The organism is Sorangium sp. So ce394 (genome assembly GCF_051474665.1).
GTDB classification, from domain to species: Bacteria; Myxococcota_A; Polyangia; order Polyangiales; family Polyangiaceae; genus Sorangium; species Sorangium cellulosum_D.
The window spans coordinates 10,156,518-10,182,979 of record NZ_CP150339.1 but is presented as its reverse complement, the minus strand read 5'-3'; the positions used below and the strand labels follow the sequence as shown (position 1 = coordinate 10,182,979).

Here is a 26,462-nt window from a genome sequence, read left to right as displayed (position 1 = left end):
GCATACGCGTCGAATGGAGAGGGCGTTCGGGATGGGGCAAGAGACCACCGGTTCGGGGCCGACCGCACAGCCGGGCAGCACCGATCCGCCCGCTCGCCGCCTTACCCTGGAAGACTTCAATGAGATCGTGGAGAACGGGCGGCAGGTCCCCGGCTCTGGGGCTGGCGCTGCCGCTGCGGTCGCCATGGGACAGCAGGATCCGGAGAAGATCAAGGGCGCCGGAAGTTTTGGTGCCACGGCGCTGGCTACCGGACAGCTCATCCATGCTGCGCGCTCGAGTGCCCGGCGCGCGGCGGAGTCGAAGTCGAGCAGCGGGCGACTGAGCTCCGGAGGCAAGGGAGGATCGACCTCGCCCGAGTCGACAGCGTGGTATGCGGAGGTGGACCGGGAGGGAAAGCTTCGCCTCTCGCGTAGCACGACGGGGGCGGACTTGGTCGTGCTGAACCACGGCAAGGGCGAGGTCGCCGTCTACAAGGCGCCAGGAGAGGGAGGCGTCGAGATATCTCGCCGACTCACCTCCACAGAGATGTTGACACTCCAGAGAGTCTTCAGCGTCGAGTTCGCGCTCGTCTATCGTATCGGTGGCGACAAAAAAGGTGGAGGTGGGCGATATTACCTCTACTACGGGACACGCGACTTCGTGAAGGTGCCCATGGGATCGAACATCCGGCTGATCTCCCACACTCACTCCAAGGGTGACCCGAAGGACTACGGCCCGAGCACTGACGACAAACAGTGGCTGAAGGATAATAAGGATAAAGGGTCTCCGCAGAACATATCTCGCGTGAACGAGTACGACAATAATGTGATTCGATTTGGAGATCGCCGGAAGAAAAAGTGACCGCGGTGACTGTGGCAACAAAGCGAGGAAGTGTCATGAACGAGGCCGCGCTGAAGGGGTTTGAGTCGTTCTGGGGCACCGAGAAGCATTGCTATACACTGGAGGAAATCGATGCGAGCGCGCCCGATTTTGCCGACAGGTACATCGTCGTGGATCTCAGGGGCAACTGCATGGTCATCATTGAGAGCAGGGCGATCAAGGCAGAGGTTGTCCGGCGGATGCTCGACGCCGGCGTGCTCGTGGGCGGTCGCTTCGATCCCAAGATTCGAAAGGCGTTCATGAGGGCGCGCCTGAAGGGCGCTTGTTCTGATAAGAGCTGAAACAAGCTCAGATTGTCGTCGAGTCCTCGAACGCCCGAGGCACCAGAGGGCGGTGGGCCGCCGGCGGTGGCGCCGGTGTGCCGGCTCTGCCGCGGCGTAGACGCGCACCGACGGCGGGAGCGTCAGCACGGCGTCTCCTCGGCCGCCAGCGCGAGCACGCGCTCGAGCGTGGCGGGGTCGAAGCCCGGCCGAACGCGAACCACCCGCTGGTACGTCGTGATCGCACAGAAGAGTGAACAGCGGATGATCATGTGCGGTTCTCCCGCTGCGGGCAAAAAGCGCTTGCTCAACGCCCTCGCCCAATACATGGGCACATCTCGGCCGGTGATGACTCCGTTGTCAGGGGACAAACCTGTTCGGGTATCCTGGGAGGCGCTATTCCCAGGCGGGGCCATGGCCAGCATTGAAGCGCTCCACGGGCCAAGAACGTCTGGAAACTCCAGATCTCGACGGTCCAGGCTCAGCTGTGCAGGATCAGAGCCACACCCTCCTCCCCGGAGACACGTGTGGGCATACGCGCTATGCTCGCAGCTGTCCAGATGCCGCCAGCGAAACGCCCAGTCGACACAGGTACCTAGCCAGGAGTGGCCGTATGAACGCACAAGACTCCCGCGAGAAGCCCTCGAAGAAGAGTGACTCCCCAGAGCAAGAGCAGCCTGCCGAAACGGCGATGCCCAGCCCGGAGGAGGAGCCGGAGGCCCCGGCCCCGACGGGGGAGCGGGGGCGGCTCAAGCGACTCGGGGCGAACCCTGGTGCTATCATCAAGATTCGTAGGTAGGCGCCAGTCATCGCCATGGGCGCGACCCCTTGCGGCTCTCTCTGCTGCGTCAGGCGTCTGATCGAGGCGTCGCCCGGCGTTCGGTACCTCACCCGCGCCCGGAGGACGTCACCTCCGGGCGCGCGGCGCTCGTGGCCTGCGCAGGCAGCGCCCCGGGCCGGCGGTCCCCGCAGCCCGGATCTCCGGCCGCCCCGCTCCCCGCCGCCTCAGAGCGTCGTTCCCCGCGCCGCCCGGGCGAGCGCCTGGTCGAGCGCGTGCGGGCTGTACCCCACGAGGATCTGCCCCCGCACGTCGATGATCGGGATGCTGCCCCCGCGCTGGTGGCTCTTCGCGAGCTTGTCCTGCATCTCGGCGGCCGCGGCCGGGTCTTCCTCGATGTCCTTCACGATGGCGGCCACGCCCTTCGCGCGCAGGTAGTCCGCGGCCTGGTGGCACGGCTTGCACCACGAGGCGCCGTAGATGATCACCGTCACGCCGGCGAGCTGGCCCGGCGCGGCCGGCGCCCCTGCGCCCGCGGAGCCGCCGGGCCCAGGGGCCGCCGCGGGCGGGGGCGCCGTCTTCGCGACGTGCTCGGCGCGCCGCTTCTCCAGCAGCGACTCCCACTCTCGCCGCGGCATCGTCCGGACCGCGTACGTGCCGTCCGGGCGCTTCTGCGTCAGATCCGCGACGTAGAACACGTCGCGCGTGCCCTCGGTCCGGTCCGAGAGCATGGCGCGCACCATCGCGCGGCCCTCGGCCGGCACGTCGGCCGGGCGGAGCTCGACGTGCGTGTCGCCCTTCTCGTCGATCCACGTGAGCATCAGGTTCGCCGTGTCGTCGCGCAGCTCGAGCGGCGGCAGCTCGGCGGGGGCCTGCGCCGGGGCGGTGCCGTCGTCGCGCTGCTCCTTGCACGCCGGCGCGAGCACCGCCGCGGCGAGCGCGAGCAGGACCGCCGCGCGCCGGGCGCCTGCCGCCGACGCGCCGCCCACGCCCCGCGCGCTGCCCCCGCCGCCATCGCCGCCCACGCCTCCCGCGCCGCGCGCCCCCCGCCCCCCGCCCGTCACGCCCCGCCCCCCGCGGTCGCCGACGCCCCCAGCTCCTCGCTGAGCGCCATCCACTCGGTCATCGCCGCGTCGACGCGCTTCGCGAGCGCCTGCTCCTCGCGCGCCTTCTCGGCCAGCTTCGCCCAGTCGCCGCCGGGGTCCCTCTTCAGCTCCTCGCGCATCTCGGCGAGCTTCGCCTCGCCGGCCGCGATCTCCGCCTCGAGCTCCTTCACCCGCTTGCGCTTGCGCTCCGCGGCCCGCGCCGCCGCCTTGTCGCTCTCGAACGCCCGCTTGCGCGCCGCCGCGTCCCCCGCGCCCGCCTCGTCCGGAGGCGGCATCGTGGCGCCGCTCCGCCGCACCGCGCGGCCGGGCTTCGCGCCCCTGTCGGCCGCGGCGCCCCGCGCCGCCTCCTCGCGCGGCGCCGGCGCGCCCGCGGCCCTCTGCGGCGCCGGCGCGCCCGCGGCCCTCTGCGCCCCACGGCCGCCCCCGGCCGGCCCGCGCCCGGCGTCGCGCTCGTCCGCTTCGCGCGCCGCCGCCTCGGCTGCGAGCTTCTCGAGGTTGTCGCGGTAGTCGCGGAAGCCGCCGGGATAGATGTCCACGCTCCCCTCGCGCACCGCGACGATGCGCGTCGTCACCTGCTCCAGGAACCGCCGGTCGTGCGACACGAGCACCACCGTGCCCTCGAAGCCGGTCAGCGCCTCCTCGAGGATCTCGGCGGCGGGGATGTCGAGGTGGTTCGTCGGCTCGTCGAGGAAGAGCAGGTTGCGCGGCTCGAGCAAGAGCTTCGCGAGCGCGAGCCGGCTCCGCTCGCCGCCCGAGAAGCCCTGGACCTTCCGGAGCGCGTCGTCGCCGTAGAAGCGGAAGCGCGAGAGGTACTGGCGGGTCGCGTCGACGTTCATGTCGGCGCGGACGCTGCGGATCTCCTCCACCGCGGCCTTCGACGGGTCGAGCGAGCCGAGGTGCTGGTCGAAGTAGCCCTGGCAGAGGTTCGTCCCGCGCCGCACCTCGCCCGCGTCCTCGGGCGCGCCCGCGCCGGCGAGCAGCTTCAGCAGCGTCGACTTGCCGGTCCCGTTCGGGCCGACGACGCCGACGCGGTCGCCGCGGCGGAGGAGGAGGTCCACGCCGGAGAAGAGCGTGCGCCCGCCGCGGCTCGCGCCGAGCCCGCGCGCGTCGAGCACGATGTCCCCGCTGCGCGGGGCGGGCGCGAACCGGAACCGGACCTTCTCGGCGACCGCCCAGACGTCCTCCGGCCGATCGATGGTCTCGAGCTTCTCCAGCATCTTGCGCCGGCTCTGCGCCTGCTTCGTCTTCTGGCCGGCGATGTTGCGCCGGATGAAGTCCTCGGTCTTGGCGACGAACGCCTCCTGCCGCTCGGCGAGCTCGCGCTCCCGGGCGAGGTCTTCCTCGCGCGCGACCGCGTAGTCGCTGTACTTGAGCGGGTAGGTCCGGAAGCTGCGGTGGCCGAGCTCCATGGTGTTCGGGCAGACGGCGTCGAGGAAGGCGCGGTCGTGCGAGACGCAGAGCAGCGCGCCGGCGAGGCCCGCGAGGTGCTTCTCGAGCCAGGTGATCGTCTCGATGTCGAGGTGGTTCGTGGGCTCGTCGAGCAGGAGCAGGTCGGGCTCGATGGCGAGCACGACGCCGAGCTGCAGGCGCCCGCGCTCGCCGCCGGACAGGCTCGCGACGGGGCGTTCCATGTCGGCCGGCGTGAAGCCGAGGTGGGCCGCGATGATCTCGACGCGGCGCTCGAGGTCGTCGCCGCCGGCGATGTGGTAGCGATCGGTGAGGTCGCTGAGCCGGGCGAGGTCGGCCTCGCTGCCGCTGGCCGCGGCGTGCTGCGCCGCGGTGAGGGCGTGGCGCAGCTCGAGGACCTCGGAGAACCCGGAGAGGAAGGCGTCGAGCACCGTGCCCTCGGCGTGGAGCTCGTGCGACTGCCGGAAGTAAGCGACCCGGATCCCCTTGCGGATCACGACCGAGCCCGTGTCGGGGGTGAGCTCGCGGGCGACGAGGCGGAGCAGCGTCGATTTGCCGGCGCCGTTCGGGGCGACGAGCGCGGCGCGCTGGCCTTGCTCCAGGGAAAAGGTGATGCCCTGGAAGAGCTTGTCGGCGCCGTAACCGAAGCTGAGGTCGGCGACCTGGAGGACCGTCATTGCGGCCGAGTTCTAGCATGCGTCGGGCGCGCGCAAGGCGCGCGGGGCGCCTGGCCCGACGCCGCGCCGCACGACGTGCCGGACGACGTAGAAGACCGCCCCGTCCCCGGCCGCGCGCAGGCGTCGAAGCCGCGCGGGCGTCGGGGAGGGGGCGCCTCGCCCGCCCGGGCGAGCGAGGCGCCCGGGGCTCAGGTCTGGGCCATCGCCGCCTTGATGGCCGGGCGCTCCATGATGCGGCCGAGCCAGCCCTGCAGGTTCTTCTGCTCGGCGTAGTCGATCTTGGCCGCCATCAGGCCCCAGCCGAGCATGGCCGCGAGGTCGAGATCCACCAGGGTACAGCGCTCGCCGAGGAGGTAGGGGCGGCCGGCGAGGCGCTCGTCGAGGATGCGGAGCAGGCCGCGCAGCTCGGTCAAGGCGTGCTCGGCTTGCTTCTCGTGGTGCATCTCCTTGGGGAAGTAGTCGCTCGTGTTCGCCATGTAGCGGAACAGCGCGCCGGTGAGGCTGACCTGGCCCCACACGAGCCAGCTCAGCGCCGTGAGCTGCTCGGGCGAGCCGGGCGCCGGCCACAGGCCCTTCTGCACGCCGTAGCGCTCGCCGAGGGCGATCTGGATCGCCACCGACTCGAACACCGGGGTGCCGTCGATCACGATGGTCGGCACCTTGCCATTCGGGTTGATGGCGAGAAACTCCGGCTTCCTCTGGTCGCCGGCGCGCAGGTCGAGCCGGACGCCCTCGTAGGGGACGCCGAGCTCGGCGAGCGATACGAGGACGCGACCCGCGCTGGACTGCGGGGAGTAGTAGAACGTGATGGACATGGTGTTGGCCTCCGGCGCCCCTTGTAGTGGATCCGAGTCGCCAGAGTCACGCGCGGCGTGCGGCGGAACGCCAGGCTGGCTCCGAGCCCGCTGCTGAGGCAGATGCGCGGCATTTGCCATGGGGAGCAAGAATTCGACGGCGGTTTGGGGCCCCCGAGGTGGGCGATCCTCCGCGGGTCCTGGCCTCCGGCGGGAGGACCGCTGAGCCCGACGACAGCGGCCGCGTACCCGTGGGGGCGCCGCTCCGGCGGCCCGGGCGTCGAAGGGGCCGCACTCGAACCATCCCATTCGGCATCTGGCTCCCGCGCAGCGAGCCTCGGTGAGGGGATGGCGCGCACATCGGCTGCGCTTGTCGGAGCCTCACGCCTTTCGCTGCAAGGTGCGGAGATGATTGACAATGGCGCGCTTGTGCTGTTCCAGTAGCTTGTAATCTGTACGTCACTGTTCGACGGTAACTCGCGCTAAGAGCCAGGGCGCCCGGAGCGCCCCGAAGCGCGCGACTGCCTCGCCTCCCGCCGGGAGCGCGGCGCAGCGCGCCCTCTCCGGCAAGCCCGTGAGCACCTCCGACGTCGTCGCGACGCGGAGCGACGCCCAGAGAGATGGACTCGATTTGATCCACGGATCCTGCGCCGATCCTCGTCAATTTCTGCCCGCGTATTCACGGACGTTCGTTTGATTACTGCCGGGCAACACATTTTACTAACCTTGCGTAAGCGACTTATTTCCTGTAATGTTCGTTATGGCGAGGCGCTGTGCATTCGGTGTCTGAGCCCTGAGATCCGGCCGGTACTGGGGGGTTCCGCGGAGGCGATGTTTTTACGCCCTGCCTGAAGGAGACGGCTATGTCGCGCGAATCACGGAAGCAGCTCTGCACCCTTGCTGAGGTGCAGGAATGGCTCACGGAGAGGATCGCGGAGCGCTCGGGCGCGTCGCCAAGGTCGATCGACCCCGGCGCGCGGTTCAGCGATTGCGGGCTCGACTCCATGGCTGCCACGGGCTTGCTCGCCGAGCTGGGGAGCGCCATCGGGCGCCGGCTCCACCCGACGCTGATATGGGAGTGCCCCACGATCGAGTCGCTGGCGCGCCACGTGGTCGGGGAGCCGGAGCGGTCGCCCGCTCCTCGCGGCGCGCGCCCGGGCGACGAGGCCCACGGGACGCGGGGCGCCGAGCCGATTGCCATCGTCGGTGTCGCCTGCCGGTTCCCGCGAGCGCCGGACCGGGACGCCTTCTTGCGGCTGCTGCGGGGCGGGGTGGACGCCATCGGGGAGGTCCCCCGGGAGCGGTGGAGCGTCGACGCGTATTACAGCGCGGATCCGGGCGCCCCCGGGAAGATGAGCACGCGCTGCTGCGGGTTCCTGGAGCAGGTCGACCAGTTCGACCCGCAGTTCTTCGATATCTCCCCGCGCGAGGCCGTGCAGATGGACCCTCAGCAGCGGCTGATGCTCGAGCTCTCGTGGGAGTCGCTGGAAGACGCCGGCGTGGCGCCCCGGGGGCTCAAGGGAAGCCAGACCGGCGTGTTCTTCGGCGCGACGTGGAGCGATTACGCGAGGGGGCCTCGCGGCGATATCGAGGCGATCGCCCAGCACACCGCCACGGGACAGGACCTGAGCATCATCCCTGCGAGGGTGTCCTACGCGCTGGGCCTGCAGGGGCCCAGCCTTCATGTGAACACCGCCTGCTCCTCGTCCCTCGTGGCGGTTCACCTCGCGTGCCAGAGCCTGCGACTCGGCGAGTGCGATCTCGCGCTCGCCGGCGGCGTGAACCTGATCCTCGCCCCCGAGAGCACGGTGGCGATGTCCAAGTTCGGGGCGCTCTCGCCCGACGGCCGCTCCAAGGCGTTCGACGCGCGCGCGAACGGCTACGCCCGCGGCGAGGGCGGCGGGGTGGTCGTGCTCAAGCCGCTCTCCCGCGCGCTCGCGGACGGCGACGTCATCTACTGCGTGATCCGCGGGAGCGCCGTCAACAACGACGGGTTCAGCAACGGGCTGGCCGCGCCGAACCCGAAGGCGCAGGAGGCGGTCCTCCGCGAGGCGTACGCGCGCGCGGGGGTGAAGCCGGAGGAGGTCGATTACGTCGAGGCCCACGGCACCGGCACGATCCTCGGGGATCCGATCGAGGCGAGGGCGCTGAGCGCCGTCCTGTGCGCGGACCGCCCGCCGGAGCGGCCGCTCCGGATCGGATCGGTGAAGACCAACATCGGCCACCTCGAGGCCGCCGCGGGGATCGCCGGGCTCATCCGCGTCGCGCTCTCGATGCAGCACCGGGAGCTCCAGCCGATCCTCCATTTCGAGCGGCCCAACCCGCACATCCCGCTCGACGAGCTGCGGCTCGCGGTGCAGCGCGCGGCGGAGCCCTGGCCGGAGAGGGCCCACGGGGAGGCCCTCGCCGGGGTCAGCTCCTTCGGCTTCGGCGGGACCAACTGCCACGTCGTGCTCGAGGGCATGCGCCGCGACCGGACGCTCCTCTTGCCGCTCTCGGCGCCGAGCGCCGGGGCGCTCTCGGCGCTGGTCGCGCAGGTCCATGCGCTTGCCGCCTCGCCCGGCGAGCGGCCGCCGCTCCCCGCGCTGTGCGCCGCGGCCGCGGCGCGGCTCAGCCAGGACGACCACCGGCTCGCGCTGACCGTCTCTTCTTATGACGAGCTGGACGCGCGCCTGCGCGCCCTCGGCGACGCGGGCGCGCCCGACCGGCCCGGCGCCTCGATCGGCGTGGCGGGCGCGCAGCGGCCGAAGGTCGCCTTCCTGTTCGGCGGCCAGGGGTCGCAGTGGCTCCGCATGGGGCGCGACCTCCTGCGCGAAGAGCCGGTGTTTCGCGCGGCGCTCCTGCGGTGCGACGAGGCGATGCGGCCGCACGCGCCCTTTTCGCTCCTGACCGCGCTGACGGCGGGGAGCCCGCGCCTGCTCGACGCAACCGATGTCGTCCAGCCGGCCATCTTCGCGATCCAGGTCGCGCTCGCGGCGCTGTGGCGATCCTGGGGCATCGAGCCGGACGCCGTCGCCGGACAGAGTCTCGGCGAGGTCGCCGCGGCGCACGTGGCCGGCGCGCTGAGCCTCGAGGACGCGGCGCGGATCATCTGCGTTCAAGGTCGTCTGCTAGAGCAGGCGAGCGGCGCCGGCGGGATGGCCCTCGTGGAGCTCTCCGTCGCCGAGACGGAGCGGGCGCTCGATCGCCACGAGCCACACGAGCGCCGCCTCTGGATCGCCGGCAGCAGCAGCCCGAGCGCCACCCTGGTCTCGGGCGACGCCGGGGCGCTCACGGAGCTCCTCGACGAGCTCGCCGGCCGGCAGGTGGCGTGCAGGCGCATCCGCGTGAACTGCGCCTCTCACTGCCCGCACATGGACGCGCTCTGTCCGGAGCTCGCGCGGGCGGTGCAGGAGATCTCCCCGCGGCGCGGCGCGATCCCGTTCTACTCCACCGTGACGGGGGCTCGCTGTGAGGGCGACGCGCTCGGCCCCGCGTACTGGGCGCGCAACCTGCGGGAGCCGGTGCTCTTCTCCGCCGCCGTCGAGCGGCTCGTCGAGGACGGCCACGGCGCCTTCGTCGACGTGAACCCCCACCCCGTGCTCGCGCACGCCGTCACGGCGAGCCTCGCTCACCTCGGGCGAAGCGGCCTCGTGGTGCCGTCGCTGCGGCGCGAGAAGCCGGCGCGGGCGACCCTGCTCGGCTCGCTCGGCGCCCTGTACACGGCCGGCGCGCCCGTCGCATGGCCAAGGCTGGCTCCGTCCGGCGCCGGCGCGCCGGACGCGCTCGTGGCGTCGTTGCCGTGGCTGAACGGACCCGAGCCGCAGGCGGCCTCTCAGCCGCAGAGGGCGCCGGCGCGCGAGGCCACCTCCGCCGAGCTGCTCGTGCTGTCGGCGCGCTCCCCGCAGGCGCTCCGGGAGCTTGCGGCGTCGATGGCGCCCCGGCTGCGGGCGCAGGGCGGAGCCCTGCTGCGCGACGTCTGCTACACGGCGAGCGTCCGGCGCAGCCATCACGAGCACCGGCTGGCGGTCGTGGGCGCCTCGCGGGACGAGATGGCCGGCGCCCTCGAAGCCTCCCTGCGCGGGGCGACGCACGCCAGCGTCGCGCGTGGCGAGGTGGCGCCGGGGCCGCATCCCAGGGTGGTGTTCGTGTTCTCGGGCCAGGGATCGCAGTGGCCGGGGATGGGGTGGACGCTGCTCCAGGAGGAGCCGGTCTTCCGGGGCGTGGTGGAGGCGTGCGACGCGCTGCTGAAGGCGCACGCGGGCTGGTCGCTGCTGGAGGCGCTGAGCGCGCCCGAGGCCACCTCCCGCCTCCAGGAGACGCAGGTGGCCCAGGCCGCGCTCTTCGCGGTGCAGGTCGCGCTCGCGGCGCTCCTCGGCTCCTGGGGGATCACCGCCGACGCCGTGATCGGGCACAGCGTCGGGGAGCTCGCGGCGGCGCACGTCGCCGGGGCGCTCGGGCTGGAAGAGGCGGTGCGCATCGTCCACCACCGGGGGCGGCTCATGCAGCGGGCGGCGGGCCTGGGGAAGATGGTCTCCGTCCAGGCGTCCCCGGAGCAGGCGGCGCGCGCGCTCGAAGGATACGAGGGGCGGCTCTCGATCGCCGCCGTCAACGATCCCGGCTCGGTCGTGCTGTCCGGGGACGCGGCGGCGCTCGGCGAGGTGGTGGCGGAGCTCCGGCGCGCCCGGGTGGAGTGCCGCGAGCTGCCGGTGAACTACGCGTTCCACAGCCCCCAGATGGAGCCGTTCCGTGGGGAGCTCGCGAGCGCGCTCGGGGACATCGCGCTGCGCCGCACGGACAGGCTCATGGTGAGCACCGTGACGGGCGAGGGCATCGGCGGCGAGGCGCTCGACGCGTCCTACTGGGCGAGGAACCTCCGGGAGCCGGTGCTGCTCGCGCGTGCGCTCGACAGCGCGATGACCGCCGGACACCAGCTCTTCCTGGAGGTGGGGCCGCACCCCGTGCTCTCGGCCAGCGTGCAGCGGTGCCTCTCGGCGCGAGGCGTCGACGGGCTGGTCGCCCCGACCTTGCGCCGGGGTCGCGACGGGCGGCGCTGCCTGCTCGAGTCGCTGGGCGCCCTCTATACGCGCGGGTGCCCGGTCGAATGGGCCCGGATGTATCCGACGGGCGGGCGCTGCGTGTCCTTGCCGGGCTATCCGTGGCAGCGCAAGCGATACTGGCTGGAGGCGCCGGGGGACGCGCGGCGGCGCGCGGCGCCGGGCGCGCCCCCTCCGGCGCTCCCGTCGCTCCTGCGGTCGGCGGACGCGGCGGCCTTCGCGGCGCAGCTCGGGCTCTCGGCGACGCTGTCGGCCGAGGAGCTCGGCGTCGTCGGCCGGGTGCTCGACGCGCTGCGGGCCAAGGTGGACCAGGAGCGCGCGGAGGCGGAGATCCAGCCGTGGCTCCATGAGCTTGCGTGGAAGCCGCGGCCCCTGCCGCCGCGCCCGCGCCCGTCCACGCCCGGGCACTGGGTCGTGCTCGTCGACGACGGGGGCATCGGGGACAGGCTGGCGGACGCGCTCGAGGCGTCGGGCGCGACGTGCTCCCGGCTCCGCCTGGGGACCGCCGTGCGGCGCCTGGCAGAGCATGTGTGGGCCAGCGATCCGACGCCGGAGAGCCTCGGGTCGTGGTGGTCGGAGCGCGCGGCCGAGCGCGGGCCGGTGCGCGGCGTGGTCCACCTGTGGAGCCTCGGCGCCGCACCGCAGGGCGAGGACGCGCTGGGCGCCGCGCTCGCGCGAGGCGTCGAGAGCGCGCCGGCCTTGCTGCGCGCTGTCCTGCAGGCACAGCGAGGCGAGCGGCCGCGGCTCTGGTTCGTGACCCGCGGGGCGGTGTCCGTGGGCGCGGGCGACCCGGTCACGGCGCCCGCGCAGGCGGCGCTCTGGGGGTTTGGCCGGACCCTGGCGCTCGAGCATCCGGAGGTCTGGGGAGGGCTCGTCGACTTGGCGTCTTCTCCAGGGGAGCACGATGTCCCCGCGCTCCTGGCCCAGGTGCTGACCCCCGACGGCGAGGACCACGTCGCGCTCAGGCCGTCGGGGCGGTTCGTGGAGCGGCTCGTGCGCTGCGCGGGAACGCCGGACGGAGCGCCGGCCGGTGCGCCGGCCTGGTCCACGTCGGGCACGGCGCTCATCACCGGGGGGCTCGGCGCGCTGGGCAGGCATGTCGCGCGGTGGGCGGCGCAGCGGGGCGCGCGGCACCTCGTGCTCACGAGCCGCAGGGGCGCGTCGGCCGACGACCGCGACTTCCTCGCGTCGCTCGAGGCGCTCGGGGCGGGCGTGACCGTCGCGCAGGCCGACGTCGCCGACGCGGGGGCGATGGCCGCCGTGCTCGCGGACATCGACGCCCGCCTGCCGCCGCTCTCCGCGGTGTTTCATCTGGCGGGTGTCGCCGATGAGACGCCGCTCTCGGCCCTGGACAGCGCGGGGCTCCGCCGGGTGCTCTCGCCGAAGGTCCACGGGACCTCGGTGCTCGACGCGCTGACGCGCGACCGGCCCCTCGACGCGTTCGTCTGCTTCACGTCGATCGCCTCGGTGTGGGGAGCGGTGCGGCACGCCAGCTACGCGGCGGCGAACGCGTTCCAGGACGCGCTCGTCCGGGAGCGCCGCGCCGCGGGGGCGCCCGCGGTCGCCGTGAGCTTCGGGCCGTGGCGCGGCGGCGGCATGGCGACCGGCGTGATCGCCTTGTTCGGGGAGCGCGGGGTGCGGGCCTTCGGCCCGGAGCAGGCCCTGGCGGCGCTGTCCTTCTGTCTGACCGCCGGGGCGGCGCAGGTGGTCGTGGCCGACGTCGACTGGGCGAGGTTCTGCTCGGTGATCGAGAGCAGCGGCCCCCGCCCGCTGCTCTCGGAGGTGCCGCGCGCCGAAGGGCCCGCCCCGGGCGCCGCCGCGCCCGCCCTCCTCGACGAGCTCGCGGCGGCGCCGCCGCGGGAGCGGCGCCGGACGCTCCAGCGATGGATCCAGGCCTCGGTCGCCGAGACGCTGGGGTTCGCCGAGGCCGACGAGGTGAGCCCGACCCGGGGCTTCTTCGACCTCGGCATGGATTCGCTGATGGCCGTGAAGCTGTGCCAGCGCCTGGGCCGCGCGCTCGGCCGGACGCTGTCGTCGAGCGTGACGTTCAACCACCCGAACGTCGTCGCGATGACCGACTTCCTGCTCGAGGAGCTGTCGCCGAGCCTGCCGGGCGACGCCGCGCCTCCGGAGGCCGAGGAGCGCGCGGGCGCGGACGGCGCGGACGGCGCGGGCGGCGCGGCGTCGAGCGACGTCGGAGGGCGCGCCGTGGCCGGCGACGAGCCGATCGCGATCGTGGGGATGGGGTGCCGCTTGCCGGGCGGCGTGGAGACCCCGGAGGAGTTCTGGCGGCTGCTCGAGCAGCGGGTCGACGCCGTGGGGCCGATCCCGGCGGACCGCTGGGACGCCGCGGCGTACTACGACCCCGATCCGGACGCGGCCGGCAAGATGTACGTCCGGGAGGGCGGCTTCCTGGCCGCGGCGCCGGATCGGTTCGACGCGCGCTTCTTCGGGATCGCGCCGCGGGAGGCGGTCCACCTCGATCCGCAGCACCGGCTGCTGCTCGAGGTCATCTGGGAGGCCATGGAGGACGCGGGCGTGGTGCCCGGCGAGCAGCCGCTGACGGGCGTCTTCGTCGGGATCGGGCCGAGCGACTACGGCATCCTGCAGCGGACGCACGCGGATCTCGAGGCGCTGGACGCCTACACGCTCTCGGGGACGCTCACGAGCTTCTCCGCGGGCCGGCTCTCGCACGCGCTCGGGCTCGAGGGGCCGAGCATGGCCGTCGACACGGCGTGCTCGTCGTCGCTGACGGCGATCCACCTCGCGTGCCGGAGCCTGTGGGCGGGCGAGTGCCGGGTGGCGGTCGCGGGCGGGGTCCAGCTGATGCTGGCCCCGCACCTCAGCGTGTACCTGTCGCGCCTCCACGCGCTGGCGCCGGACGGGCGGTGCAAGACGTTCTCCGCGGACGCGGACGGGTACGGCCGCGGCGAGGGCTGCGGCATGGTCGTGCTGAAGCGCCTGTCGGACGCGGCGCGCGACGGCGACCGCATCCTGGCGGTGATCCGCGGCTCGGCCGTGAACAGCGACGGCCGCAGCGCCGGCATCACCGTGCCGAACGGCAAGGCGCAGGAGGCGGTCGTGCGCGCGGCGCTCTCGATCGCGGGGCTCTCGCCCGGCGACATCGATTACGTCGAGGCGCACGGCACCGGGACGGCGCTCGGCGATCCCATCGAGGTCGAGGCGCTCGCGGCGGTCTACGGCGAGGGGAGGCCCGGCGGCCGGCCGCTCAAGATCGGGTCGGTGAAGACGAACCTCGGCCACCTCGAGTCGGCGGCGGGCGTGGCCGGCGTGATGAAGGTGGTGCTGTCGCTGGGGCACGGCGCGCTGCCGGCGCAGCTGCACGCGCGCGCGCTCAACCCGCGCATCCCGTGGGCCGAGCTCCCGATCGAGGTGACCACGGCGGCCGAGCCGTGGCGCCGCGGGGAGCGCCCCCGCCGCGCGGGCGTGAGCTCGTTCGGGATGAGCGGGACCAACGCCCACCTCGTGCTGGAGGAGGCGCCGGAGGTCCCCGAGCCGCCCGCGCTCCCGGACGCCCCGCTCACGCTGCTGCCCCTGTCGGCGAGGTCCCCCCGGGCGCTCGCCGCCCTGGCCGAGGCCTACGAGCGCTTCCTCGGCGGCGCGCCGCCCGACGCGCGGCTCGCGGACATCGCGTACACGGCGAGCGTGCGGCGCCGCCACCACGAGTTCCGGCTCGCGGTGGTGGGCCGGTCCCGCGAGGAGCTCGCCGAGGCGCTCGGCGCGCACGCGCGGGGCGAAGCGCACCCCGCCGCGGCGAGCGGCCAGACGGTGCTCGGGCGGCAGCCCCAGGTGGTGTTCGTGTTCTCCGGGCAGGGCTCGCAGTGGCTGGGGATGGGGCAAGAGCTCCTCGCCGAGGAGCCCGCCTTCCGCGCGGCGCTCGAGGCGTGCGAGCCGCTCGTGCAGCGGCACGCGGGCTTCTCGCTGCTCGCCGAGCTCGCCGCCCCCGAGGCGACCTCGCGGCTGGATCAGACCGAGGTCGCCCAGCCGGCGATCTTCGCCGTGCAGGTGGCCCTGGCCGCGCTGTGGCGATCGCTCGGCGTCGCGCCCGACGCGGTGATCGGCCACAGCGTGGGCGAGGTCGCGGCCGCGCACGTCGCCGGCGTCCTCGGCCTGGACGAGGCGATCCGGCTCGTGACGATCCGCGGGCGGATCATGCAGCGCGCCACGGGCCTCGGGAAGATGGCCTCCGTCGCGCTGTCCGAGGACGAGGCGGCGGCCGCCCTGGAGGGGCGCGCGGACCGGATCTCCATCGCGGCGATCAACGACGCGCGCTCCGTGGTGCTCTCCGGCGACGCGGCCGCGCTCGAGGAGGTCCTCTCGGGCCTGCGCGCGAGGCAGGTGCCCTGCCGGATGCTGCGGGTCAACTACGCCTTCCACAGCCCGCAGATGGAGCCGCTCCAGCGGGATTTCCGGGGCGCGCTGGGCGACGTCGCGGCGGGCCGGCCGTCGATCGCGATGTACAGCACGGTGACGGGCGAGCGCCTCGATCGCGAGCCGCTCGACGCGGGGTACTGGGCCCGGAACATCCGCGAGCCCGTGCAGCTCGCCCGGGCCGTCTCCGCGGCGTGGGCGGACGGCCACGAGATCTTCCTGGAGGTCGGCCCGCACCCGGTGCTCCTGGCCAACCTCCAGCAGCTCCTGTCGGAGCGGGGCACGGGGGGGAAGGCGCTCCCCACGATGCGGCGCGACCAGGGAGAGCGGCGGAGCGTGCTCTGGGCGCTCGGGGCCCTCTACGCCCACGGCCATCCGGTGCGCTGGAAGCTGCAGTATCCGTCGGGCGGGCGCTGCGTGCCGCTGCCGGCGTATCCCTGGCAGCGGGAGCGGTACTGGATCGAGGGCGCCGCGCCCTGGCGCTCGGCGGCCGCCGAGGCGACCGGGGTCGCGGAGGAGCTGCTCTACGCCGTCGCCTGGCGCCGCGGCGAGCCCGCGCGCCCGCCCGCGGCCTCGCGCCCGCCGCGCGGCGCGTGGCTCCTGCTCCTGGATCGGGCCGGTGTGGGCGAGGCGCTGGCCGCGCTCCTCGACCAGCGCGGCGACGCGTGCGTGCGCGTCGCGCGCGTCGGGGACGGGCGCTACGCGCGGCTGGGCGACGGGCGCTACGAGGTGGACCCCTCGGACGGCGCCGCGCTGTCGGCGCTCCTCGACGACGCGTTCCCGGGCGACGCGGCGTGCCGAGGCGTCGTGCACCTGCTCGCCCTGGACGCCGCGGCGGCCGAGGCGACGACGCCGGAGACGATCGAGGGCGACGTGCGCCTCGCGGGCCTGAGCGCGCTGTCCCTGGCGCAGGCGCTCTCGCGCAGGGGGTGGCGCGACGCGCCGCAGCTCTGCCTCGTCACCCGCGGGGCGCAGGCCGTGGCCGAGCCGGCGCCGGTGTCCGTGGCCCAGGCGCCACTCTGGGGCGTGGGCGGCGTGCTCTCGGCCGAGCACGCGGCGCTCCGGTGCAAGCGCGTCGACCTGAGCCCGACCCCCGCGGCCGGCGACGCCGCCGCGCTGCTCCGGGAGCTCGACGCCGCCGATCGCGAGGACCGGATCGCGCTCCGCGGCGAGGCGCGGTACGTGGCGCGCCTCGCGCGCGGCGTCCCCGGGGCCCGCGCCGGCGCGGGCGAGAGCTTCCGCGCCGACGGCGGTTACCTCATCGCCGGAGGCCTCGAGGGGTTCGGCCTCTCGCTCGCGCGGTGGATGGTGGACAAGGGCGCCCGCCACCTCCTGCTCACCGGCGCGGGCGGCGCCGCGGAGGCGGCGCGGGGCGCGATCGCCGCGATGGAAGCGGCGGGCGCTCAGGTGATCGCGGCCGAGGTCGACGTGGTCGAGCCGACGCGCGCGGCCGAGGTCGTGGCAGAGATCGAGCAGCGGTTCGGCGCGCTCCGGGGGGTCGTCCACGCGGCGCCGGCCGCGGGCGGCGCCGCGCCGGAGGTCGCGGGCGGCGCCGCGCCGGAGCGCGACGCGCGCGGCGCCTTCACGGCGGCCGCCTCGCGGGCGCGCGGGGCGTGGAGCCTGCACGAGGCGACCGCGGGCAGGCCGCTCGACCTCTTCCTCCTGCACGCCTCGGCGATGCCGCTCCTCGGCGCACCCGGCGACGCTTCCGCCGCGGCGGCCGACGCGTTCGTCGGCGCGCTCGCGCACCACCGGCGCTCCCTGGGGCTGCCCGCGCTGACCGTCGACTGGGGCCTCTTCGCCGAGGAGGGGCGCCACGGCGCCGCGGCGCGCCTCTCGCGCGGGGGCGCGGGGCTCCTCACCGAGGCGGACGCGCTGGCCGCGCTGGAGCGCCTGCTCGGCGCAGGCGCGGCCCAGGCCGGCGTGCTGCGGTTCGACCTGCGCCGGTGGCTCGAGTTCTACCCGACCGCCGCCGCGTCGCCGTTCTGGGAGCAGCTGCGCCGGGAGGGCGATCGCGCGAAGCCGCGCGCCCCCGAGGTCTCGCGCCTGCGGGCGGCGCTCGACGGCGCGGCGCCGGAGGAGCGGCCCGCGCTGGTCGAGGGCTTCGTCCGGGAGGTCGCGGCCCGCGTCCTGCGGCTCGATCCGGGCTCGATCGACCGGCACGTCCCGCTCAACGATCTCGGCATCAACTCGCTGATGAGCCTGGAGCTGCGCAACGGCCTGGAGGCCGGCCTGGGGCTCTCGCTGCCGTCGACCTTGCTCTGGACCTACCCCCACGTCGCCGGGCTCTCGGCGTACCTCGTCGAGCAGCTCGGCGCCGGCGCCCAGCCCGCGCCTGCGCCGGCGCAGCCCGCGCCGGCGCAGCCCGCGGCGGCGCCGGACGTCGAGCCGATCGCCGTCGTCGGCCTCGCGTGCCGGCTGCCCGGCGGCGGCGACGATCCCGAGGCGTTCTGGCGCGCGCTGGAGGACGGCGTCGACGCCATCCAGCGGATCCCCGCGGCCCGGTGGCCCGACGACGCGATCCCCGACGGGCCGCCGGGGACGCGCTGGGCCGGGCTGCTGGACAGCGTCGACGGGTTCGACGCGCGCTTCTTCGGGATCTCGCCGCGCGAGGCCATGAGCCTGGATCCGCAGCAGCGCCTCCTCCTCGAGGTGGCCTGGGAGGCGTTCGAGGACGCGGGGCAGCCGGCCGATCGGCTCCTCCGCAGCCGGACCGGCGTGTTCGTCGGCATGGCGGCCCAGGACTACCAGCACCGCGTCGCCTCGCTCGATCCGCGGCAGCTCGACGCCTACTGCGCGACCGGAACCTTGGCGAGCACCGCCGCGGGGCGCCTGTCCTACGTGTTCGGGCTCGAGGGGCCGAGCATGACCGTGGACACGGCGTGCTCCTCCTCGCTGGTCGCGATCCACCTCGCCTGCCAGAGCCTCCGGAGCGGCGAGAGCGACATGGCGCTCGCGGGGGGCGTCAGCCTCATCCTCTCCCCGCTGACGATGAGCCTGATGGGCCAGACCAACGCGCTCTCGCCCGACGGCCGGTGCAAGACGTTCGACGCCGCCGCGAACGGGTACGTGCGGTCCGAGGGCTGCGGCATGGTCGTGCTCAAGCGGCTCTCGGACGCGCAGCGGGACGGCGACCGGATCTGGGCGCTGGTCCGGGGCTCGGCCGTCAACCAGGACGGGCGCTCGTCGGGGATGACGGCGCCGAACGTGCTCTCGCAGCAGGCGCTGCTGCGGCGGGCGCTGGAGAGCGCCCGCGTCTCGCCGTCGCAGGTGGGCTACGTCGAGGCGCACGGCACCGGCACCTCGCTCGGCGATCCGATCGAGCTCACGGCCCTGAAAGAGGTGCTGGGCGGGCCGCGGCCCGACGGGCTGCCCTGCTGGATCGGCTCGGTGAAGACGAACATCGGCCACCTGGAGGCGGCGGCGGGGGTGGCGGGGTTCATCAAGGTCGTGCTCTCGCTGCGCCACGAGCTGATCCCGAGGCACCTCCACTTCCAGACGCTGAACCCGCGGATCTCGCTCGAGGGCACGCCGTTCGCCGTCCCGGCGGCGCCGCTGCCGTGGCCGTCCGGCGGCGCGCCGCGGATCGCGGGGGTGAGCTCCTTCGGCATCAGCGGCACCAACGCGCACGTCGTGCTGCAAGAGCCGCCGCCCGCCGCGCCCGCGCCGGAAGGCCGCGCGTCCGTCGTGCTGCTCCCCCTCTCCGCGCGGAGCCCGGCCGCGCTCTCGGCCCTGGCCGAGGCGTACCGGCGCTTCCTGGAGGACCCCTCCGGAGCTCCCGCGGATCTCGCCGACGTCGCGTACACCGCGAGCGTGCGGCGCGTCCACCACGAGCACCGGCTGGCCGTCGCCGGCGGCTCGCGGCAGGAGCTCGCCGCGCTGCTCGCGGCCTGCGGGCGAGGCGAGGAGGCCGCCGGCGTCGCCCGCGGCGACGCGCGCGCGGGGGCGCGGCCCCGGGTCGTGTTCGTGTTCCCGGGCCAGGGCTCGCAGTGGCCGGGGATGGGGCGGCAGCTCCTCGCCGAGGAGCCGGTCTTCCGCGAGGCCCTCACCGCGTGCGACGCGGCGATCGCGCGCGAGGCGGGGTGGTCGCTGCTCGAGGAGCTCCACGCCGGCGAGGAGCGCTCGCGCCTCGCGGAGATCGACGTCGTGCAGCCGGCGCTCTTCGCGATCGGCGTCGCCCTGTCCGCGCTCTTCCGCGCGTGGGGCGTGGAGCCCGACGCCGTGGTGGGGCACAGCATGGGCGAGGTGGCGGCGGCGCACGTCGCGGGCGCGCTGACGCTGGACGACGCCGCGCGCGTCGTCTGCCGCCGGAGCAAGCTCCTGCGGCGCATCAGCGGCGCGGGGGCGATGGCCCTCGTGGAGCTGCCGATGGAGCAGGCGCGGCAGCTGGCGTCCGGGTACGCGGGCCGCGTGTCCGTGGCGGTGAGCAACAGCGAGCGGTCGACGGTGCTGTCCGGCGAGCCCCTCGCGCTCGACGAGATCCTGGCAGATCTCGCGCAGCGCGGCGTGTTCTGCCGCCGCGTCAAGGTGGACGTCGCGTCGCACAGCCCGCAGGTGGATCCGCTCCTCGACGAGCTGCGGGCGGCGCTCGAGGGGCTCGCGCCGGGGGCGGCGCGGGTGCCCATGCGCTCGACCGTGAGCGGCGAGATTTGCCGCGGCGAGGAGCTCGGGCCGGCGTACTGGGCGCGGAACCTGCGGGATCCGGTGCTGTTCTCGGGCGCCGTGCAGCGGCTCGCGGACGAGGGGCCCGCGCTCTTCCTCGAGATGAGCCCGCACCCGATCCTCGCGCCCGCCATCGAGGAAGGGCTGCGCGCGAAGGCGCCCGGGGGCGCGGCGCTCCCGTCGATGCGGCGGGAGCGGGACGAGAAGCGATGCCTGCTCGAGGCGCTCGGGGCGCTCTACGCGCGCGGCTACCCGGTGGACTGGGCGCGCCAGCACCCGTCGGGGGGCCGCTGCGTCTCCTTGCCGGCGTACCCCTTCCAGCGGGAGCGCTACTGGATCGACGAGGCCCCGCGGGCGCCGTTGCCCGAGGGGCGCCCCGCGGCGCCGGACGACGACGACGAGCTGCTCTACGCCGTCGCGTGGGAGCGCCGCGCGCCGGAGCCCGCGCACGGCGACGGCCGCCGCTCCCGCCGTGGCGCCTGGCTCGTGCTCGCGGACCGGACCGGGACCGGCGCCGAGCTCGCGGAGCTCCTGCGAACGCGGGGCGACGCCTGCGTCGTCGCCGTGGCCGGCGAGGTCACGGCGCGCCACGGGGCCGGGCTCTACGAGCTCGACCCGCGAGACCCGATGGCGTTCCGGTTCCTGCTCGAGGACGCGTTCGGCGGCGGCCCGGCGTGCCGGGGCGTCGTGCACCTGTGGAGCCTGGGCGCGCAGGGCCCGGACGGCGTCACGCTGGAGACGCTGGAGCGGGACCAGCGCCTCGGGGCGCTGAGCGCGACGTTCCTCGCGCAGGCGCTCGTGCGCAGGGCGTGGCGCGACGCGCCGCGGCTGTGGCTCGTGACCCGCGGCGCGCAGGCCGTGGCGGAGGCCGCGCCGGTGTCGGTGTCGCAGGCGCCGCTCCTCGGCTTCGGCCGAGTGCTCGCCTCCGAGCACCCGGAGCTCCGGTGCACGCGCGTGGATCTCCCCCCGGCGCGCGCGCCGGAGGACGCCGCCTCGCTCGCCCGGGAGCTCGACGCCACGGACGACGAGGATCACATCGCGCTCCGGGCGGGCGAGCGCTACGTCGCGCGGCTGGCGCGCGCCGCGCTGCGGGAGCGGCGCGCCGGCGGCGTCGCGCTGCGGCCGGACGGCACCTACCTCATCGTCGGCGGGCTCGGGGGGCTCGGGCTCTCGCTCGCGCGCTGGATGGTGGACCGGGGCGCTCGCCACCTCGTGCTCGCGGGCCGCAGCGGCGCGTCCGACGAGGCGCGGCGCGCGATCGACGCGCTCGAGGCGCGGGGCGCGCGCGTGACCGCGGCCCAGGCGGACGCGTCGCGCCGCGAGCAGGTCGCCGAGCTCCTCGCGGCGATCGACCGCGGCGGGCCGCCGCTCCGCGGGGTCGTGCACGCGGCCATGGTCATCGCCGACAGCACCGTGATGGAGCAGAGCGCCGAGCGCTTCTGGAAGACCATGGCCCCGAAGATGCACGGCGCGTGGAACCTCCACGAGCTGACCGCGGGCACGCCGCTCGACTTCTTCGTGATGTACTCGTCGGTGGCCTCGCTCCTCGGCGCGCCGGGCAACGGGAACTACACCGCGGCGAGCGTGTTCCTCGACGCCCTCGCGCACCACCGGCGCGCGCTCGGGCTGCCCGCGCTGAGCATCGACTGGGGGCTCTTCTCCGACGTGGGCATCGCGGTCCGGCAGGCCGACATCATGGGCCGCGTCGGCGACCGCGGCATGGACACCCTCACCGAGGCGGACGGGCTGCGGATGCTCGAGCGCCTGTTCGCGGCGGACGTGCCCCAGATCGGGGTCGTCCGGTTCAACGCGCACCGGTGGCTCGAGTCCTACCCGAGCGTCGCGCGGTGGCGCTACTGGGACCGGCTCACGCGCGAGCGCCCCCGCGCCGCGCCGAGGTCGTCGGACATCGTCCGGGTCCGCGAGGCGCTGGAGCGGGAGCTGCCCGAGGAGCGCCGGTTCCGCCTGCAAGGGCACCTCCGGGAGCAGCTCGGCCGCGTGCTCCGCGTCGAGCCGGCCGCGATCGGCCCGCTCGAGGTGTTCGCCAGCCTCGGCATGGACTCGCTGACGAGCCTCGAGTTCCGCAACCGCCTCGAGTCCAGCCTCGGCCTCAGCCTCTCGGCGACGCTGCTGTTCACGTACCCGAACATCGCGTCGCTCGCCGACCACCTGCTCGCCGAGATCGAGGCGGCCGACGCCCCGGCCGAGGAGGTGACCCAGCGGACCTTCGCCGACTCGCTCGGCGATCTCGACGGAAGTGCGTTGCTGAGCCTCCTCGACGAGGAGCTCACGCTGGCCAGCGGGAGGAAATCGCTATGAGCGCGCCGGTGACGGATTACGAGGCTCGTTTGCGGCAAGCGATCGCCACCATCCGGGAGCTCCGGGCCGAGCGGGACGCCCTCGCGCGCGCCAGGTCCGAGCCGATCGCCGTCATCGGCATGGCGTGCCGGTTCCCGGGCGGCGCGTCGACGCCGGAGGCCTACTGGCGGCTGCTCGAGGACGGCGTGGACGCGGTCACCGAGATCCCCGCCGAGCGGTGGCGCCTCGAGCCCGCCGCCGACGAGGCCCCGGATCCGCGGGCGCGCGCGACCCGCTGGGGCGCCTTCCTCCGGGACGTCGACAAGTTCGACGCGCGCTTCTTCGGCATCTCGCCCCGGGAGGCGGCGGCCATGGATCCGCAGCAGCGCCTGCTGCTCGAGGTGGCCTGGGAGGCCCTGGAGCGCGGCGGGCAGGCCCCGGAGCGGCTCGCCGGGACGAGCGCGGGCGTGTTCCTGGGCATGAGCACCAACGACTACGCCCACCTGTGCGGCGCGTTCGAGCCCGGCGCGCAGGACATCCACGCCATGACGGGCAACTTCTTCTCGTTCCCCGCGGGCAGGCTCTCGTACACGCTCGGCCTCCAGGGGCCGAGCCTGACCGTCGACACCGCGTGCTCGTCGTCGCTCGTGGCGGTCCACCTCGCGTGCCAGAGCCTGCGGAGCGGCGAGTGCTCGCTCGCCCTCGCGGGCGGCGTCAACCTCCTCCTGTCGCCGGCGATGATGCGGCTCATCGCGACGACCGGGGCGCTCTCGCCGGACGGCCGGTGCAAGGTCTTCGACGCGGAGGCGAGCGGCTTCGTCCGCGGCGAGGGGTGCGGGCTCGTGCTCCTGAAGCGGCTCTCCGACGCGCAGGCCGACGGCGACCCCATCTGCGCCGTCATCCGCGGATCGGCGGTCAACCAGGACGGCCGATCCACGGGGATGACGGCCCCGAACGTCCTCTCCCAGCAATCGATGCTGAAGAAGGCCCTGGAGAGCGCCGGCGTGCAGCCCTCGGAGATCGGCTACGTGGAGACGCACGGCACCGGCACGTCGCTCGGCGATCCGATCGAGATCGAGGCGCTCGCGCAGGTCGTCGGCAGGCCGCGCGCGGGCGAGGCCGGGTGCGTCCTCGGGGCGGTGAAGACGAACATCGGCCACCTCGAGGCGGCCGCAGGCGTGGCGGGGCTGATCAAGGCCGTGCTCGCCCTCCAGCACGGCGCCATCCCGGCGAACCTCCACTTCCGGGCGCTCAACCCGCGCATCCGGCTGGAGGGCACGTCGCTCTCCATCCCCACGCGCAAGCTCGCGTGGAAGGCGGGCGGCGCCGCCCGCCTCGCCGGCGTGAGCGCGTTCGGCCTGAGCGGCACCAACGCGCACGTGATCCTGGAGGAGGCGCCGCCGAGCGCCGTCGCCTCCGCGGGCGAGGCGAAGGTCGTGCTCCTGCCCCTCTCGGCGAGGTCCCCGGAGGCGCTCGTCGCGGCGGCGCGGGCGATGCGCGATCTCCTGCGCGAGCCCGTCACCGACGCGTCCCCGCGCCTCGCGGACATCGCCTACACCGCGAGCGTCCGGCGGAGCCACCACAGCCATCGCCTCTCCGTGGTCGGGAGCTCCCGGGAGGAGCTCGCGGCGTCGCTCGACGCCTGCGCCGAGGGGCAGGCGCCCCCGGGGGCGACCCGGGGCGTCGCGGAGCCGGGCGCGCGGGCCAGCGTGGTCTTCGTGTTCCCGGGGCAGGGGTCGCAGTGGGCCGGCATGCACCGCGAGCTGTTCGCCGAGGAGCCGAGCTACCGCGCCGCGCTCGAGGCCTGCGACGCGCTCGTGCGGCGCCACGCCGGCTGGTCGCTCCTCGACGAGCTCGACGCGCCCGAGGCGACCTCGCGCCTCCAGGAGACCGAGGTGGCGCAGCCGGCGCTTTTCGCCGTCCAGGTGGCGATGGCCGAGCTCTGGCGATCGCTCGACGTCCGGCCCGGCGCGGTCATCGGGCACAGCGTCGGCGAGATCGCGGCCGCGCACGCCGCGGGCGTCCTGAGCCTGGAGGAAGCCGTCCGGCTGGTGGTGCTGCGCGGGCGCCTGATGCAGCGGACGAAGGGGCTCGGGAAGATGGCCCTCGTCGGCGTGCCCGCCGACGAGGCGGCGCGCCTCCTCGAGGGCGCGGGCGATCGCCTCGCCATCGCGGCCGTCAACGATCCGCGCTCGGCCGTGCTGGCCGGCGACGAGGAGGCGCTCTCGGACGTGCTGCGCCGCCTGCGCGGGGAGGGGGTGGACTGCCGCCTGCTCCCGGTGAGCCACGCGTTCCACAGCGCGCAGATGGCGCCGCTGGATCGCGAGCTCGAGCTCGCGCTCTCCGGGCTCGCGCCGCGGAGGGCGGCTCTGCCCCTGTTCAGCACGGTGACCGGCGCGCCCGCCGCCGGGGGCGAGCTCGATCCGGCGTACTGGGCGAGGAACATGAGGGAGCCGGTGCGGTTCGCGGGCGCCGTCGACGCGGCGCTGGCCGCGGGGTACCGGATCTTCCTCGAGGTCGGCCCGCACCCCGTCCTCGCCGGTCACCTCCAGCGGTGCTTCTCCGCGCGGGGCGCGGAGGCGCGCGCGGCCTCCTCGCTCCGGCGAGGGCTCCCGGCGCGGCGGTGCCTGCTGGTGTCGCTCGGGGCGCTCCACGCGCACGGCCACGCCGTCGCGTGGCACCGCCTCTATCCGGCGGGAGGGCGCTGCGTCCCGCTGCCGACGTACGCCTGGCAGCGGACGCGGCACTGGATCGCGCGCGAGCGGCCGGAGGCGCCGGCCGCCCCGGCAGCGCCGCGTCCGTCTGGCGATGCGCCCGCGCCCGAGCCCGAGCCGGCGGGCGGGTCGGCGCCGGACGCGCTGATCGAGCGGCTCCGGGCGGCCGCGGCCGACGAGCGCCGGCGGCTGCTGGAGGCGTGGCTGCAGACCGCCGTGGCGCAGACGCTGGGGCTGGACGGGCCCGAGCCGATCGCGCCGGGCGTGAGCCTGCTCGATCTCGGGCTCGACTCGCTGATGAGCCTGGAGCTCCGCGATCGGCTGGAGCTGGGCCTCGAGGTCAAGCTGCCGATCAACCTGCTGCTCGAGCATCCGACGGTCGCGGCGCTCGCCGAGCGCGCGCTGGACGCGCTGCGCTTGCCCGCGCGCCCCGACGGCGAGCGCGCCGAGCGCGCCGAGCGCGCCGAGCGCGCGCCCGCGGGCGGAGGGGCCCCGCGGAGGTCGCCGCTCGTCGCGATCCAGCCCGGCGGCGAGGGATCGCCGTTCTTCTGTGTCCACCCGTTCGGCGGGCCGGTGCTCTGCTACACGGAGCTCGCGCGCCACCTCGGGACGGAGCGGTCCTTCTACGGCCTCCAGGCGGTCGGGCTGGACGACGGCGCCGCGCCCGACGACCGGATCGAGGACATGGCCGCGCGCTACCTCGAGGCCATCCGGACCGTGAGGCCGGCGGGCCCCTACCTGCTCGGCGGCTGGTCGCTCGGCGGGCTCGTCGCGTTCGCGATGGCGCACGAGCTCGCGAGGTCCGGCGAGCGCGTCGCGCTCCTGGCCATGATCGACGGCTACATCTCGAGCCCGAGCTCCCCCGAGCGCCGGCTGTGGCAGCTCGTCGAGTCCGCGAGGATGGCCCGCCCCGAGATGGGGTACGACGAGCTCCGCCGGCTCGACGAGGGCGCGCTGACGGCGCTCGTCCTCGGCGCGGCGCGCGGCGTGGCGCCGGGCTTCGCCGAGGCGGTCCAGCGGCTCGGGGCGGCGCACGGGCGGGCCGCACGCTCGTACGTCATGCCCTGTTACGGGGGTCGCGTCGTCTACTTCCGCGCGGCGGAGCAGCCGCCGCCCGGCCCCTTCGGTCCGGTGACGGAGCCCTACGGGACTCTCTATCAGCCGATGGCCGGGATCTCGTCACAACCGATCGAGATCCATGAAGTCCCGGGATCTCACCACACGATGCTCCGGGAGCCTCACGTCAGGGTCCTGGCAGAGCGGCTCAGGGAGCGCTTGCTCGCCGCGGACGTCCGCCCCCGCTGAGGCGAGCGAGGCAGTCGGGTCTGCCGAGGGCAGACCGGAGCACATTGGACGCCGCTGTGAGCCTTCGCCCGGCGTCTGCTCGGGTGTGCAGCTGCGCCGGCGTTCCTGATGTGTCTGCAATGAAACGCTACACGCCCCGATCGAATTACGATA

Annotated in this window: 8 protein-coding genes; 4 read left to right on the top strand and 4 right to left on the bottom strand. The window is 74.8% G+C overall.

Translation table 11 applies throughout. The annotated features are described in order from the left end of the window. Positions 1 to 13 precede the first annotated feature (13 nt). Both WMF33_RS37595 and WMF33_RS37590 read left to right on the top strand, forming a co-directional pair. Positions 14 to 841 carry a hypothetical protein gene (locus tag WMF33_RS37595; protein ID WP_437333113.1) on the top strand — a complete coding sequence of 276 codons (828 nt, stop codon included), beginning with the start codon at positions 14 to 16 and terminating at the stop codon, positions 839 to 841. 35 nt (positions 842 to 876) lie between these two features. Then, the gene (locus tag WMF33_RS37590; RefSeq protein WP_437333112.1) at positions 877 to 1,161 is read left to right on the top strand and encodes a hypothetical protein; all 285 of its coding nucleotides are present in this window, start codon (positions 877 to 879) and stop codon (positions 1,159 to 1,161) included. A 122-nt stretch (positions 1,162 to 1,283) separates the two neighbouring features. Here the strand turns inward: WMF33_RS37590 and WMF33_RS37585 are convergent, their stop codons facing one another. The 4 genes from WMF33_RS37585 to WMF33_RS37570 all read right to left on the bottom strand — a co-directional run bounded on the left by WMF33_RS37585 (position 1,284) and on the right by WMF33_RS37570 (position 5,923). Then, a complete protein-coding gene (locus WMF33_RS37585; protein ID WP_437333111.1) occupies positions 1,284 to 1,451 on the bottom strand; it encodes a hypothetical protein in 168 nt (55 codons plus the stop codon). A 694-nt stretch (positions 1,452 to 2,145) separates the two neighbouring features. After that, positions 2,146 to 2,943, bottom strand: coding sequence for a glutaredoxin domain-containing protein (locus WMF33_RS37580; RefSeq protein WP_437333110.1), 798 nt, complete (start codon positions 2,941 to 2,943; stop codon positions 2,146 to 2,148). Positions 2,944 to 2,978: 35 nt separating this feature from the next. After that, on the bottom strand, positions 2,979 to 5,108 hold the full coding sequence (locus WMF33_RS37575; RefSeq protein WP_437333109.1) for an ABC-F family ATP-binding cassette domain-containing protein: 2,130 nt from the start codon (positions 5,106 to 5,108) through the stop codon (positions 2,979 to 2,981). Positions 5,109 to 5,296: 188 nt separating this feature from the next. Further along, positions 5,297 to 5,923, bottom strand: a complete 627-nt coding sequence (locus WMF33_RS37570) for a glutathione S-transferase family protein (protein WP_437333108.1) — start codon at positions 5,921 to 5,923, stop codon at positions 5,297 to 5,299. 842 nt (positions 5,924 to 6,765) lie between these two features. Here WMF33_RS37570 and WMF33_RS37565 point away from each other — a divergent pair. Together WMF33_RS37565 and WMF33_RS37560 are read left to right on the top strand one after the other, a co-directional pair. Beyond that, entirely contained in the window at positions 6,766 to 22,311 is a 15,546-nt protein-coding gene (locus tag WMF33_RS37565; protein WP_437333107.1) for an SDR family NAD(P)-dependent oxidoreductase, read from the top strand. Positions 22,312 to 22,319: 8 nt separating this feature from the next. Further along, complete coding sequence (locus WMF33_RS37560) at positions 22,320 to 26,309, top strand: type I polyketide synthase (protein WP_437333106.1); 3,990 nt, start codon at positions 22,320 to 22,322, stop codon at positions 26,307 to 26,309. Positions 26,310 to 26,462: the final 153 nt, after the last annotated feature.